This window comes from Shewanella algidipiscicola, assembly GCF_003605125.1.
In the GTDB taxonomy this organism is placed as follows: domain Bacteria; phylum Pseudomonadota; class Gammaproteobacteria; order Enterobacterales; family Shewanellaceae; genus Shewanella; species Shewanella algidipiscicola.
In genome coordinates this window covers 99,055-114,417 of sequence record NZ_QPQT01000002.1, presented here as the reverse complement: position 1 = coordinate 114,417, position 15,363 = coordinate 99,055, and the positions used below count along the sequence as shown (strand labels likewise).

General features: G+C 49.7%; 10 protein-coding genes. 1 reads left to right on the top strand and 9 read right to left on the bottom strand.

The features are described 5' to 3' along the window. Positions 1–136: 136 nt before the first annotated feature. On the bottom strand, positions 137–1,477 hold the full coding sequence (gene pmbA, locus DVO77_RS02625) for a metalloprotease PmbA (RefSeq protein ID WP_119977163.1): 1,341 nt from the start codon (positions 1,475–1,477) through the stop codon (positions 137–139). A 140-nt stretch (positions 1,478–1,617) separates the two neighbouring features. On the opposite strand from pmbA, the gene yjgA reads away from it, so the two are divergent. Next, the gene (gene yjgA / locus DVO77_RS02620) at positions 1,618–2,157 is read left to right on the top strand and encodes a ribosome biogenesis factor YjgA (RefSeq protein WP_110455716.1); all 540 of its coding nucleotides are present in this window, start codon (positions 1,618–1,620) and stop codon (positions 2,155–2,157) included. A gap of 134 nt (positions 2,158–2,291) precedes the next feature. Here yjgA and DVO77_RS02615 read toward each other — a convergent pair whose 3' ends face one another. The 8 genes from DVO77_RS02615 to rng form a co-directional block, all read right to left on the bottom strand. After that, positions 2,292–3,434, bottom strand: a complete 1,143-nt coding sequence (locus tag DVO77_RS02615; RefSeq protein ID WP_119977162.1) for an ABC transporter permease — start codon at positions 3,432–3,434, stop codon at positions 2,292–2,294. 1 nt (position 3,435) lies between these two features. After that, positions 3,436–4,608: an ABC transporter permease gene (locus DVO77_RS02610; protein ID WP_119977372.1), complete on the bottom strand. Its 1,173-nt coding sequence runs from the start codon at positions 4,606–4,608 to the stop codon at positions 3,436–3,438. A gap of 5 nt (positions 4,609–4,613) precedes the next feature. Beyond that, the gene (locus DVO77_RS02605) at positions 4,614–5,585 is read right to left on the bottom strand and encodes an HlyD family secretion protein (RefSeq protein WP_119977161.1); all 972 of its coding nucleotides are present in this window, start codon (positions 5,583–5,585) and stop codon (positions 4,614–4,616) included. 2 nt (positions 5,586–5,587) lie between these two features. Beyond that, positions 5,588–6,940 carry a TolC family protein gene (locus tag DVO77_RS02600; protein WP_119977371.1) on the bottom strand — a complete coding sequence of 451 codons (1,353 nt, stop codon included), beginning with the start codon at positions 6,938–6,940 and terminating at the stop codon, positions 5,588–5,590. Positions 6,941–7,309: 369 nt separating this feature from the next. Next, positions 7,310–8,758, bottom strand: coding sequence for a metalloprotease TldD (gene tldD, locus DVO77_RS02595; RefSeq protein WP_110455713.1), 1,449 nt, complete (start codon positions 8,756–8,758; stop codon positions 7,310–7,312). A gap of 64 nt (positions 8,759–8,822) precedes the next feature. Beyond that, positions 8,823–9,653 (bottom strand): carbon-nitrogen hydrolase family protein, encoded by an 831-nt coding sequence (locus DVO77_RS02590; protein WP_110455712.1) that lies wholly within the window; start codon positions 9,651–9,653, stop codon positions 8,823–8,825. After that, the gene (locus DVO77_RS02585; protein ID WP_119977160.1) at positions 9,577–13,839 is read right to left on the bottom strand and encodes a YhdP family protein; all 4,263 of its coding nucleotides are present in this window, start codon (positions 13,837–13,839) and stop codon (positions 9,577–9,579) included. Before DVO77_RS02585 ends, DVO77_RS02590 begins: the two co-directional genes overlap by 77 nt. Further along, the gene (rng, locus tag DVO77_RS02580; RefSeq protein WP_119977159.1) at positions 13,839–15,341 is read right to left on the bottom strand and encodes a ribonuclease G; all 1,503 of its coding nucleotides are present in this window, start codon (positions 15,339–15,341) and stop codon (positions 13,839–13,841) included. The genes DVO77_RS02585 and rng overlap by 1 nt, the downstream gene beginning before the upstream one ends. Positions 15,342–15,363 lie beyond the last annotated feature (22 nt).

The window sequence follows — 15,363 nt, the reverse complement described above, 5'->3', positions numbered from 1 at the left end:
CAAGCATATATATGGATTTTCATATATTCAAGTTGGCAGTCGATTTATTCTGCGTTAGGGCCCTTTAGGCCAAAAAAAAGCGAGTGCCTTGGCACTCGCTGATTAATCGCTTGGGGCGAAATGGGCTGCGGATAAACTAGTTACCAGCTACCTTCATTTCGTCGAGTAAGATACCGCCGGTGCGGATAGACGATCGCATATCGCGATCTTTAGCCACCGCCACTATATTGCGGTACATATCTTTGAGGTTACCCGCGATAGTGACCTCTTCTACTGGGTATTGCACCACCCCGTTTTCGACATAGAAGCCGGCCGCGCCGCGAGAATAATCGCCCGTCACGCCATTCACCCCTTGCCCCATCACTTCGGTCACGATTAAGCCTGTGTCCATCTGCTTAATGAGTTCATCGAAGGTTTGCCCTGTGTGCCCTAGAGTCCAGTTATAGATACCGCCCGCATGGCCGGTATTGGTTAAGCCGAGTTTACGCGCCGAATAGCTGGTCAGCAGGTAGGTGGATAAATTCCCCTGACTGATAATATTACGCTCAATGGTCGCCACGCCTTCACTGTCATAAAAAGCACTGGCCAGCGCCCCTTTTAGATGAGGTTGCTCGGCAATGTTAAACCAATCGGGAAAAATTTGTGTGTCGATGGCGTCTTGCAAGAAGCTTGATTTACGGTACAAGCTGCCGCCACTGATGGCTCCGATGAGATGGCCCATCAAGCCAGTTGCCACATCGGGGGCAAACAGAATCGGTAACTTGGTGGTCGCTATCTTACGTGCGCCCAGTCGGCTAACGGTTTTTTCTGCCGCTTTTAGCCCGACAGTTTCTGGCGTCCACAGGTCGCTGAACTTGCGCGCTATGGTGTAATCATAATCACGCTGCATCTGGCCATCTTGCTCGCCGATCACTACACAGCTTAGGCTGTAACGCGAGCTGACATAGCCATTTAAGAAACCGTGGCTATTGCCATACACTTTGGCGCCAGTATGGGCATTGGCGCTGGCCCCGTCGGAGTTTTTTATGCGAGCGTCAGCGCTTAATGCGGCTTCTTCGGCGCGCGCGGCGAGTAACTCAAGCTCTGCTGGGGGCGTGTCATGCGGATAGTACAACTCAAGATCGTCAATATGTTTAGCCATTAAGTCGGCATCGGCAAGGCCATTGAAAGGATCTTCTGAAGTAAATTTAGCAATATCATCGGCGGCTTTAACCGCGCGGCGAATCGCTTCTGGACTTAAATCTGACGTAGATGAGCTGCCTTTGCAGCCGCCCCTAAACAGGGTGATGCCCAAGGCGCCATCTTTATTAAACTCAACAGTTTCAACTTCTTTTAGACGAGTCGATACCGATAAGCCTTGCTGCTTACTAATCGCGACTTCGGCACCTGTGGTACCCAATGTAGCGGCATACTCTAATGCCATAGCAACGGCGTCTTTTAATGAATCCAGTTCAAGTTCAATGCTAGAAGAAGGCACAAATCTACTCTTTCGTTGTCAATAATGGCTGTAGCATAACAAACCCGCTGGGCTTTCACATTAAATAACTGCCGTCCCCAATAGGCGATATTCCAATGAAATGGTATTATTAAGGGAGTTTTTGTTAGAGATTTTTGATTATGAATATTGTTGGTGACTCAGAACATTTTAAACAGCCCTTTGACCATGACGAAGAATATGTCAGTAGAGCTGAAACCAAGCGAGAAATCGCGATTTACCAAGAGCTTGGCAAACAGTTAGTTGCACTCAGTAAGAGCCAGATTGATAAGCTGGATCTAGATGAGTTGCTATACGACAACGTGCTTAAGGCTAAAACCATCCGTATCAATACCGAAGCCTATCGTCGCCATCTGCAATACATTGGCAAGATAATGCGTAATATCGATATTAATGTGCTGCAAAGCGATCTAAAAAACGTGCTTAACCAAAACCGCAATGAGAGTTCAAAAATCAATGTGGCCGAAAAGCTAAAAGATCAGCTGTTAACTGGTGGCGATGACGCCATTCAAGCCCTAATCGAGCAGCATCCGACGCTAGAGCGACAAAAGCTGCGCCAATTAGTGAGGCAAGCAAACAAAGAGTTAGCAAAGCAACCAGAGCAAGCCTCAAAGTCAGCCCTTGAGCTAGTGAAATATATCAAGGCTGAAACCGCCGAATAAGGGTGCGGTTTTGCTGACGTTTATCGCTCAAGCTATCCATATATCTTGAGTTATCATAGCCATATCATCTCTAGACTGATAAGCCCGCTTACTCGCGGGCTTATTATTTTTTACCACAGCCTAAACGATTTAGCTCAGTGAGCCACAGCGCTATTGAGTCGATAACGCACCCCAACATAGGCGAGCAGTAGATACCCTAACGCCAGCGCCCACAGTTGCCACCACAGATGCACTATATCAGTCCAACTGGCACCCATTTGATTAAGCTGCAATAAACCTTGGATTGACGGCACCGCCGGGATCAATTGCGATAACCCAATCAGCGGTGCGGGGATCAGCTCCAGCGGCCAAATAAACCCAGACAAAAATAGGATCGGCATCGAGATGAGTAGTAACACTTGGGTGGGGAGATCTCGCCGAACAAACAGACAACTAAACGCGACGCCTGCCATGGCGGTAGACAGAATAAAGGGGATCAAAAACAACATAACTTGAAGCATGTCGCCCTGAACACTGACACCATACCAATAATTACAAAATCCCACATAAAAACAGGTAAACAGACTATAAAGCAAGGCAAACACCATGGATCTAGCCAAAATCAATTGCATCACTGAAGCCCGATTCCAATATCCTTCTCGCCCCCATTGCCCGGCACCTAAAATACCTATGCCAATCAACATAGTCTGGTGCAGCACCAACAATAGCACCCCAGGAACCACATAAGGGGTGTAACCTAAACTAGGATTGAAGGCGGGTACACTATTGAGTTTAATCGGCTCTAAATCATGTTTAACCTGCTCGGCAGAGTTTCCCCTAGCGAGCAGACCATTAAATTGCACATATTTGCCCGCATCAATACCGACAGACATCAAGCCTTCGATAACGGCGGAATAGATAAGAAAATAATTAGCATCACCGGCATAAGCTAAAGTCACCCCCTCTTGACGGATTAAGTCACGCCTAAATCCGTCAGGAATAACCATTAATCCATGCGCTTTACCCGACTCAATCCAATGTTGTCCCTGCTCTATGGTGGCAAGCTCACTTACCACATCGAGCTTAGGGCTGGCATTGATATGACGTATCACTTGCCGACTTAGACTCGAATGATCACCGTCGATAACGACAATTTGTTGCTTGGTTGGCACTTCATTTAGGTACGGCAAAGGATAGAGCACAGAGTAAAACAACACGCCACCAAATATCGTTACTGCAATGGCCTTATCTGTCAGTATTGATTTTAGATCTGCCATCATTAAAGACCAAAAACTCATGCTAATTAACCTCGCTGCACTGTGTTTTACTTAACACAACTTGCGTATCACGTTTAACCTTACGAGCTAAAAATACGATAATAGGTATTAAGAATAAAAAGCCCCAATAACTGACAATTTGTTGAGTAAACGCGCTAAAGCTCTGCCCATAACTGACCACGCCGACATGGGTATCAATATAATGACTCGATGGCATCAACAACCGCCACCACTGAGCAAGTAAAGGCATTTCTTGAGTCGGAAACGTGATCCCCATAAAAGGAAAGGCGGGGGCAAACAATGCGGTACAAAAACTGATAACCCTTGCACTGTCTTGTAGTAAGAAAAATATCGTTAGCACCAACAACCATACCGCTAACAACATCACCACCTGAGCCAGTAACAATTGTCCAAACTGGCCTGCTAGTGGAAGCCCCAAGTATTGATAAAGCAGAGTTAAAATTAATCGGCCCTGTAACACGATTAAGGGGGTATAAACCAATATCTTGGCAAATAGTACACGCCGAGTACCTAGGGAAAACCACTCCTGTAAGGTATTGAGTCTGAGCTCTCGATTAAGGGAGTTAGCAAACACTAACATGGCTAAGAGCTGCCCTAGCGCCAACAAGACTGGCGGAAGTAAAAAAACAATATAATTACTATTGGCGTTATAAAGGGCGCTGATTTGTGTTTGAACTGGATTAATATTAACTTTCGCCTGAGCCATAGGTACGCCAGATGCAAGCTGCTTAATCAACGCTTTATGCTTTAATCCATCGGCCAAACTCAACTGGATCTGACTCGACAACAACTTACCAACCAATAAATATTGCGCGTTATAACGTATATCGATAATGGGTTGATGCCCCGTTAGCAAGTCGCGGTTTAATTGAAAGGGTAATACGACCACCGCATACGTTTCCGCCTTTTCCATCGATGCTTTGGCGCTACCCACATCCTGATAATGAATTGGCGAAATAACCGCATTGGCTTGTAGTTGCCTCACCAACATGCGGCTAAGCTGGCTTTTATCTTGGTCGACAATTGCCACGGGCAGTTCGCGTGGTAAGCCGGCGTTAAATAGCCACCACAAACTAAAAATCCCTATCAGTGGGATATAGCTGATCAGCGCCAGCTGCCATGGTTCATGCCACAGCGCATTTAACTCTCGTTGTAAAAGCTGCCTAAACGACATCACACTTAACGCGCCAACAGGGTGGTCATACCGACGCGCAAATCGGCAATCGGCTCAGTGGGTCGCAACTCCATTTCGAAGGTGCGCATATCAAAATCATGGCCACTCTCGGTCGAGCGCCACGTGGCAAAATGGCCCAGCACACTAATGTGATCCACAGTAAAGGGATAACTTGCCCCTAGCGCCGGGATCTGCACCTCTAGCTGTTGGCCGACTTTATAATCTTTGAGTTGATCTTCACGTACCTGAAAAATCGCCCACACATCTTGCATGTCGATAATGCTGACCACAGGAAAACCGCTAGGGGCCAGCTCGCCACTGTGCAGTAAGACCTCGCTGACTTCACCCGTCTTGGGTGAACGCATCTGGCTATCGGCTAAAATGGCACTCACCTCATTAACCGCCCCTTGGGCCATCCGCGCGTTGCCTTCGGCGGCCGCTTTGATCTCTTCACGCGCCCCTTCATCGGTCATCTGGTACATGGCATAAGCCGCTTGTTCGGTATACTTTGCCGCCTGCCACTGAGTAAAGGCTTCGTCACGTTTTTGTCGAGCCAATACGCCTTCGACAAACAGGGCTTCTACACGTTGATAAGTGGTTTGAGCGAGCGTTGCGGCGGCCTTGGCTTTAAGCCATTGCTCTTTAGCCGCGGTAATTTGCTGCTTACGTGCACCATTATCGGCTTCTTGCTGCTTAGCCTTAGCGGCATCGCGTCCACCTTGCGCCTGCATCAACTTGGCGTTGAGTTCTGGACTATCGATGGCAAACAATAGATCGCCGCTAGCCACCTTATCACCCCGGCGCACTAACACCTGTGACACTCGGCCCGGAACCTTAGAGGAGATATTGTATTCACGCGCCTCAATTTGTCCCTGCAAGCGCTCTGGCACTGGCGTATAAGCCAAGATCAATCCGTAAGCTAAAATAGCCACCAAGACCACTAACGCCACAATGGCTAAAATTCGATTGGTGCGCATGTTTATTTCTCCTGTGCGCCGCGTGCGCGACCGATAAATTCATCTAACTGACCACTGACCGCCATGAGCTTGGCATAGGCAACCACATAACGATAACGCGCCGCTAATTGCTGGGTGGCTACGGCGCTAAGCTTTAACTCGGCATCGACCTTTTCAATGGAGGTAGATAATCCTTGGCTAAAGGCTAAATCACGTAAGCGTTTATTTTCGTGCGCTAAAGACAAAGACAGATCTAAAGACTTCACCTCCTCTTCAGCCTGTTGCAGTTGACGATAGCTCTGGTCGAGCAGCAAGCTCAAATCTTGTTGCGTCTGTGCCTTGGTATAGCGCGCCTGTAATAGTGCGCTCTTGGCGGCTTCCACCTTGCCACTGCGACCATCACGGCTTAATAGCGGCACCTTCACCCCGACACCCACCATCCAGTCGGGTTCCACCTTGGCAAACAGGCTGTCATCTTCATACAGGGTGTAGTTACCGTACAAAAACACCGTTGGCCGATAGCCGCCTTTTTCCACATCGATAAGCCCTTGGGCCTGTGCTTCTTTGGCTTCGAGTAACTTCAGCGCCGGATGCTGAGTCAGCATCAGTTGACTTAATTGCGGTAAAGAGGGTGGCGTTGGCAGTAAAAACAAGGGCGATGCGGTATCGACCGAGGCCTGATGTAGCATGCGCGACAAGGCAATTTGGGTCATCTCTAACTGACGCCGAGCACTGGCGTGATCGACCTTGGCATTTTCTAATGCCACCTGGGCATTAAGGCGCTCAACCTTAGCAATTTGTCCTTGCTGCTCCAGCTTAATCGCATGATCAGCATGCTCGGTGAGCGACTCAACCAACTGCGCTTTAGTACTGGCTAACGCGTGGCTAACCGACACGGCGTAATAACGTTCCACCAGCTGCACAAACAGATCGCGAGTCGACAGTTGGTGCTGCTGCTGTTTTTCTATCACATGAGCAGCTTGAATCGCTTGCGCCGCACTGATGCGCCCACCGGTATAAATAGGCCACATCGCCTGTAGGCTAGCGCGAAAAATATCTTGTTCGGTAAAGGGGGTCACAAACAAAGAGCCGGGAATGGCACCGATCGCCCCGCCTAAGGCTGGCGGCAAACTGCCGGGGTCGAGGCTGGCCAGCGGATTAAGATCGCGCAAATCCAGTTCAATAGGTTGCTCTAACCGGGTATAGCTACCGTTAACAGAGAGGGAGGGAAAGTTCAGTGATTCTGTGGCGCTTTGCTGCGCGGTGGCGCGATTCACCTCTTGAACACTGGCTTGTAGCTTGTCGCTGACATTTAATAGCTGCTGCCACGCATCGGCGAATTTAAGCGCTGTGGTGCCGTCAACTTGGGTCGCCATTGGCTGAGGTGTGTGAGTTGGTGTAGTTTGAGTAAGTATAGCTCGAGCGGCAGCGTCTGACACTGAGCGCTCGGCTTGTGCCATAACGCTACTGCTCACGCACAGCGATAACAAGATAGTCGTAAAATATTTCATTGGCCCCTCTAGAGTTACAACTCTAATCCTTGGCAGATGTTAACACCCATCTCTTATAAGTAGTAGTGAGATGGGCACAAAGCGCGGTCGATAATACCCGTATCTGTGCTATCGCGTCATACTACGTATGACGCAGTATGAAGCAAAGCACAGAGTGTATTACGCTTTATCTATCCGATTGACCGGCTTGTGTTACTTGATGGCCAGACCCAAATAGCTCGCTTGGGTCATACCTTACGCGGTTCCCCCAACCGTTAACCGGTCGAGTTTAAGGCTAGGCTGCCCCACCCCGACGGGCACGCTTTGGCCATCTTTACCACACACGCCAACCCCTTTATCAAGGGCCAAATCATTACCGACCATAGAGATTTGCCCCATGGCCTCTGGCCCATTACCGATCAAGGTTGCGCCTTTAATCGCCTGAGTTATCTCACCATTTTCAATGAGATAAGCTTCAGAAGCCGAGAAAACAAATTTACCCGATGTGATATCCACCTGACCACCGCCAAAGTTAGGCGCATAGATGCCCTTTTTTACCGACTTAATGATATCGCTCGGATCGGACTCACCCGCTTCCATATAAGTGTTCGTCATACGCGGCATAGGCAGATGGGCATAAGACTCGCGGCGACCGTTGCCCGTCGATTGCTCGCCCATTAGGCGCGCATTGAGCTTGTCTTGCATATAGCCCTTTAAGATACCGTTTTCGATCAATACCGTCTTTTGGGTCGCCACGCCTTCATCGTCAATACTCAGTGAGCCACGACGATTAGCTATGGTGCCATCATCCACCACAGTCACTAGGCTAGATGCCACCTGCTGCCCCACTTTACCACTAAAGGCACTGCTGCCCTTGCGGTTAAAGTCACCCTCTAGGCCGTGGCCTACCGCTTCATGCAGTAATACGCCTGGCCAGCCTGCACCCAACACCACCGGCATCTCACCAGCAGGGGCATCGATGGCGGTTAGGTTCACCGAGGCTTGGCGCACCGCTTCGCGAGCAAACGCAAAACAGTAAGGTAAGCCGGTCTCATCGGCATCAAATAACACCTGATAATCATGACGTCCACCGCCGCCACTGGCACCGCGTTCGCGTTTACCGTCTTGCTCTAAAATCACACTACAGTTGAAGCGCACCAAGGGGCGGATATCGGCTGCAAGCGTGCCATCACTGGCGGCAACTAAGATCTCCTCATGGACGCCAGAGAGGCTAATGACCACCTGGATAATGCGACTGTCTAAGCTGCGTACATAGGCATCGGCTTGTTTGAGTAAGGCAATTTTCTTGACCTCTTCCATCGATGCGATTGGGTCAGCGCTTTGATACAAGGAGTGCACCTGCTGTCGTTTCCAAGCGTTAACTTGGCCACTGTTGCCCGCTGCCGAAATACCGCGCGCCGCTTCAACGGCCGCATTTAAGGCGTTAGGGGTAATTTCATCGGCGTAAGCAAAACCGGTTTTTTCACCTGAAATCGCCCGCACACCTACGCCGCGTTCGATATGGAAACTACCGTCCTTGACGATACCATCTTCTAATACCCAAGATTCGTGACGACTGCCTTGAAAATAGAGATCAGAAAAATCGACCTGATGCTGATGGATGCTATTTAAATAGCCCTGCAACTGATCAAGTGACAATCCATCTTGCAATAAGCTCTGTTCTACTTGGGTTAAAAATGGCATTAATACTCTCTCTTTAGCTCGCCTTGTGCGAGTTATTTCATGATTCATTCAATACCCAGATCGCTTAAGATCTGAGCTTAGGCACGCTAAACCGATTATGTTTAGCCACTGGTATGGCGCGGCGAATGGGCGCTAGTTCATCCAGTTCGATAGTCGTTGACAGCCAACCGATTTGCTCATTTTTCTGTGCCACTATGTCGCCCCATGGGTTTATCACACAACTGTGGCCCCAGGTTTCGCGACTGCCCTGATTGTGTTGCCCCCACTGCGCCGCAGCCAAGACAAAACATTGGGTTTCTATCGCCCGTGCCTGCAGCAAAGGTTGCCAGTGTGCCTTACCCGTGACGCTAGTGAACGCCGCCGGAAGCACAATAATCTCGGCGCCCATCTCTCGCATGGCACGAAACAGATCGGCAAATCTAAGGTCGTAGCATATCGCCATACCGACTTTACCGAAAGGTGTATCAACCACAGTGATACGCTCTCCCGGGCAAAAAGTCTCACTCTCGCGATAGGTTTTAGTGCCATCGGCCACATCCACATCAAACAGGTGCAGCTTGTCATAGTGGCCTAACGTAGCGCCCTTATCATCGAACAGATAACTGCGGCTGTAGATCCGTCCATCGTCGGCTAAAATCGGTATCGTGCCGGCCACCAGATAAACCCCATATTGCGCCGCCTTTTGTGATAACGCCTGCTTCAGTGGGCTGTGCAGATCACCACTTGCATAGGCGAGCTGCTGGCTTTCATGGCCGCCAAACAACAAACAGCACTCGGGGAGCACCACCAGATGTGGCTGCTCGGTCGGCGCTAATAGCTTAAGCTGCTCGTCGATAAATTGAAGATTCTCGCTGACATCGCGACTGCTTTGACATTGTAATAAGCTGACCTGCATACACTGGCTCCTTGTTATCACGGGTCGAATGAGCACTAGGGAGTTTGCCCTGCTGTTTTATCGGTTTGGGCGACTCATCAAACTCTGGCCGCACCTCAACCGCGGGCTGTGGGATCTCAACCCCTGCGGCGTTGGTTTCAACCGCAGTTTCGCCTTGATTGAGCGTTGGCGATGCGCTTGGTGATGCCTCTTTTGGCACTAAGGGCTTTTGTGATGCGGGTGGTGTTGACGCGGGCACCACTTGCTTACGCAGGTGTTCTGGCAGCACAGATTCTGGGATCTCTATCTCTTTACTCTTACGCTCGAGTTCTTCGAGCTTAGGCTCTGACATAGTGCCGGTTAACCTAAAGCGAATTTCGGAAATCACCTCAATCACAGGCTCAAGCACCTTAGTCAAGGCAAATGCCCCCAAGCCTAAGGTCCAACCGCCAGTGCTCAGTAATACCACAGTCGGTACACTGGAGGCCAGTTGCGGTACGAAGCGAATATCATAATTTAAGCTTTCGGTGGTCAAGTCGGTATAACCACGTACACGCATATTACCGGCCACGGCATCCATCTCCGAGTCTGTGGTTTTAACCACGCCATTATCGATCTTTAATGTGCCTGTAAACGAATTAAAATAGAGGCCTTTACCAAACACATCGGAAAAATCCAGCGACAGCTTTCTTAGCAAAGAGTCTAAACTAAACAGCGAGAAAATCCGCGCCCCCTTGTCACTGACTTGCGACAGATGCCCTTTACCTAGCTGATAGTTAACTTGGCCATTTAAGGTTTCTAACGAAAATGCATAGGGCGCCCCAACCCAAGATAATTGGGCTTGCAGCGCCACGGGCGATTCTTTAAGCCCTGCATCTATGCCTAAACGTTCTGACACCTCATCAAAGGTGCTAGCCTTAAGATCTAAATCAAACTCGGTGCGATTTTGCTGTTGGCTATTCAGCCAAGCGCCTTTCCCCTTAAAGGTGATCCCCTCAGTCGTGAGCGAGATAGTCTGAATGTGATAATCGCCATTTTCGGGTGAGGCTTGCAATACTAGATGACCTAAGGGCTTTTCAAAAAAACTAAACTCATCGATATCAATAGCTAAAGGGGGTAAATGACTCAAGACTTTGGCTTGAGCAAAATGTGCAGCCGAGGGATCGGTTTGAGTCGCGACCGCAAAATCGAAATGGCTAGCAACCACCTTGATACCTTGGGTGGCCCAATCGGGATAAAAATCGATGCGACCTAAAAACTCTTTGGCTTGTGCCTCAAAACGCCAGCCATGCTCTGTGGTGTGGCCTTGCAACGCCAATTCGGTCAGCGGTTGACCAAATAACAGTAATTTATCTATGTTGCCATCGAGAGAGATTAACGCGGGGAAGAACCCGCGATTCACCGATTCATCCTCGACACCATCGACACCATCTGGGGATGCGGCGGCTGGCGTTAAGGCCTTGGCCATGGCCGTTTCTATGTCATCGGTACTGGCAGGAACATCCGCTATCAATCCTTGGATGATGGGTAGCCACTGCACAAAATCAGTCTCGGGCAGATCCAGTTGCAGATGGCCTTTATTACGACGTAATTCGTCTCCAGGTTTAAAGGTGCGTCCCAGCAGCAGATCAAAGTGGGCTAACTGGCCGGCCGATTGTTCATTGAAGCCGCCCCAAAACTCTAGTTTATCCCCCAATTTAGCCCCAAGCGACGATTGCTTATTATCGCCGATAAGTTCAATCGATAATGCTCTCTTACTCTGGGCACTTTTCGAAAAGTCACCCGGCAACGTCAGGCTAACCCCCTGTAGATCGCTGGTGACTTGCGCCTGCATACGATAACCCAAGGGGTCGAAAATCAATGTTAACGCGCCCTGCCAATCGAGGTCCCCCTGATAATAATCACTCAGAGGATTATCTAGCATCGGCGATAGGCCATCGAGCTGCCATCTGCCTTGCATATCCAAATTTAAACCGTAATTATGGTTAAGCTCGCCAGTATCGAAAGTCAAAGAGACGGGTTGGTCGAAGAGCTGCGCCGTGATGGCCTCGCCCGTGACCACCTCATTAACGAAATATATGTTACCAGTCACATCATTCAGTTGTACGCCGGGCTGAGTGACATACACAGGCGTCTGATTAAAGGTTACGCTGCCACGAATCTCTTCTTGACCGCCATCATACAAGGGAATGGTCAGATCCAGCTTAGCGTCGACCTCTCCTTGCACTTGCACCACCTCAAGCGTGGCGCCAACACTGTCTCTTAACGGCGACTGTAACAACACGGCTTTGGCCGCATCGCCATGGGTATGCAGATCACTTTTCACCGTTAATACGGTGTTATCACCCATACGAGCAATGCCCACATGGGTGCCGTCGGCGACAACATCGAGTAGTTTGCCCTTCTCGACCCAGATATCCATGGCCGCATTTTCAAATAGCGCGCTTAAGCTCAAGGCATCCACTTCGGGCCACTCGGGTACAAATTGATAACGCGCCTGCTGCAGGGAAAACCCCGCCTGAAATACACCACTGTTATCGTCATAGGGAAAGTTGGATAAGGCGCCACGCCATAACACCTTGGCATCATCACTGCGACCAGCTTTGATGGCGCCAGTCAGGTAGTCGATTAAGGCATTACTCATACCATGTTGTGGAAAGTAGCGCTGTGCATTGGCGGCATCTTTCACGACCACATCGGCCAGCAGGCTCAAGTGCGCCTGCTCAGCAAACTGCATTTTTAGGGCGGCGTCGAGACTTAAATCGGCATTAGCAAACTGTACACGCGGAGCAATGAGCGCCGCCTGATCCATATCATACTTAAGCGCTATAGGCTCACCACTTAATGTCAGCGGCTCAGCAAAGCCGCTATCAAAATCGATACGGTAATCTTGCTGAGGTAACGACACATACAGGTCATCGCCATTAAGCCCAAGTGCGACATCAATTGGACCACTGCCCGGGATCCCTTGTGCGTATTGCCAGGCCAACTGCTGCCCCTTGGCAGAGAAACGTAGCGCAGGCGCATCTTGATTGAGCTCATATTCAAAACGCGCATCGACAATGGTTCCACTGGGTGACATCGCTTGCCAGGTATGCAGCCCAACCAACTCCATGCCTGGCAATAAAGGAAGTAGCGGCAGCAATACACTGGTGTCGAGCCGGTTTATCGTCCCTTGCAGACGCTCGCCACGCTGACTCAAGCTGACATGTAACTGAGGCCACGGCCGCTGATTTGTGACAAAGGCTAAATCGCTACTCGATAGGTGCCAACCTTGGTCTGTGGGCAACCAGTTAAATCGTCCCGCTTGGATCTCAAATTTTTGCTGCTCCCCTTTGAGCTGCCATTGCAGCCAACTTGGGTTAAACGCCACTGTGGCCGACGTGATTTGCCGCTGCGCAAAACTAGCCCACGCCTGCAAATTTACCACTCCCTCTAACGGCAAAGCATGGCTTTTATCGTAAGGGTTAACTTGTCTTGAAGCCCACTCGCCAAGATCTAACGAGTTGGCGGCTAAATAGATTTGGCCAAGGAGTGTTTCGGGATGTTCCCCGTCACCATTAACCTCGACACTGAGCGATAAACGTTCAACCTCGGATGCACCGCTGTCGAGAAACAATTGACCTTGGCCGCGATGAGAGTCGCCACGATTGCGCCAGCGTAAATTATTGATATGAATAGGCGGATATTGATGCCCATCGCTGAGCAGCTGCACTTTAACATCTGTAATGGCAAACCTATCGAGCTGCTCTAACAGCAACTTATATACCCAATCGGTATTGGGGCGCGGCCCGCTCGGCTCGGCAGCCGCCGCATTTAATCGGTCAAGATCGAGCGCGACTTGCACCCCTTCAAAAATCACATTCTCAATTTGTGGTGAGGCCGACATTAGGCTTTGCCAAAAGTCGAGTTTCACATTCACATCATTGATGATTAAGGTAAAGGGTAAATTGCCTTGCGGTGGAAGCACCAAGTTTTTAACCGTCATCGCCGGCCCAAACGCTTGCCATTCGGCGGTGAGTTCGGTCACGTTAACTAAGACTTGGTATTCTTGTTCGATATAGCTGACCAGCTGCTGACGCACCTGATCAAGCTTTGGCAGCAAGCCTCGAAATAAGCTTACGCCAAGGGCAAACACCACTAAAATAATCGCTAGCGTCTGCCAGCATAAACGACCAAAGGTGCGGGGACAAAATGAACGTGACACTACATTATCACCACATCAAATTTATTCTGAGCATACATAGGCTCGCTCTGCAAACGTAATCGTTTACCGATATAGGCGCCCAATTCAGCCACTAAATGACTCTCTTCACCGGTTAAACTGGCGTGCACGGCTGGTGAGCAATAGACTAAAAACTCATCCACATCATAGCCACGATTGAGGCGAATGATCTCACGGAAAATTTCATAAGAGACGGTTTCCACCGTCTTTAAGGTCCCTTTACCTAAACAAACCGGGCACTCGCCACACAGCACATGTTCTAAACTTTCACGGGTACGCTTACGGGTCATCTCGACTAGGCCAAGACCAGAAAAACCACTGATATTGGTTTTTACTCTATCGGTCGCTAGGGCGGCTTCTAGGGTCGTTAATACCCGTTTTTTGTGATCTTCATTAAGCATATCGATAAAGTCGATAATGATAATGCCCCCTAAATTACGCAGCCGCAGTTGGCGGGCAATGGCATGGGTGGCTTCGAGGTTAGTGTTAAAGATGGTTTCTTCAAGATTACGATGGCCGACAAACGCGCCGGTATTGATATCGACCGTAGTCATGGCTTCGGTTTGATCTATGATCAAGTAGCCACCAGACTTTAACTCGACCTTGCGCCCAAGGGCGCGCTGCACCTCATTTTCGACATCATAAAGATCGAAAATAGGTACTCGACCCGAATAGTGCTCAATCTTATCGGCTATCTCCGGCATAAACTCTTGGGCAAATTGCAGCAACTCTTCATAAGTCTGACCCGAATCCACCTGAATTTGATCCAGTTCGGTGCCGACAAAATCACGCACAATGCGTACCGGTAACGCTAAATCTTGATACAACAGGGCCACACCTGGACGTTTACGGCGCTCGCTGACCTTACCCCACACTCGGCGCAGGAAGGCGGCATCTTGTACTAGCTCTTGCTCGCCCGCATTTTCGGCGGCGGTGCGGATAATAAAACCGCCATCTTCATCGACAAAAGGCTCGGTTAACCCTTTTAGGCGCGCGCGCACCTCTTCAGTCTCGATGCGCTGCGACACCCCAATGTGGCTTGAACCCGGCATGAAAACTAAATAACGCGAAGGCAGGGTGATATCTGTAGTTAAACGCGCCCCCTTGGTGCCCAAGGGATCTTTCACCACTTGCACCATAATATCTTGCCCCTGACGAACAAGCTCACCAATGTCGCGCACCACAAAGTTGCCTTTTTCAACATCGGCTACACATTCGGTATGGGGAACGATATCAGAGGCATGCAAGAAGGCGGCTTTATCTAAGCCAATATCGACAAAAGCGGCTTGCATACCGGGTAATACACGGCTAACTTTGCCTTTGTAGATATTGCCAACCAAGCCGCGTTTCATCCGTCGCTCGATATGCACCTCTTGCAAGATACCGTATTCGACGAGGGCGACTCGGGCTTCGGTCGGCGTCACATTGATCAATAACTCAGAACCAATCTTACGCTGCACTCTGTTTTTGACAATGTGGCTCATGACTACTCACTTACTCTTGATT